Origin of the sequence: Terriglobus sp. ADX1 (assembly GCF_036877645.1) — a bacterium.
Taxonomy (GTDB): Bacteria; Acidobacteriota; Terriglobia; order Terriglobales; family Acidobacteriaceae; genus Terriglobus.
Genome location: NZ_JAEDXV010000148.1, coordinates 1 through 253 on the forward strand (window position 1 = coordinate 1; position 253 = coordinate 253).

Here is a 253-nt window from a genome sequence, read left to right on the forward strand (position 1 = left end):
GGCAACACAAAAAGTATATCGGTCACGGGGATGCGGCTGATGTTGGCCAGGTCGCCGCGCAGCTGTCCGTGGATCATTTCAAGTTGGCGTTGCCATGCTGTGTCCGGCACGGTGACGGTCGCAACGCGTCTTGAAAGGCGGAGACTGCGGTTCGGCTGGCTGTGGCGTGCCCTGCGGCGACGGCCCATGCTGCGCCCAGACGATCCAGCGGCGTCAAGGTATCCAGTGACTTGGCCAGGGAAGTTCGCAGAAT

1 pseudogene is annotated in these 253 nt (G+C 62.1%); it reads right to left on the reverse strand.

From position 1 onward, the window contains the following. Positions 1 to 73: 73 nt before the first annotated feature. A pseudogene (locus tag JAO32_RS19945) lies at positions 74 to 253 on the reverse strand (hypothetical protein); the annotation flags it as partial.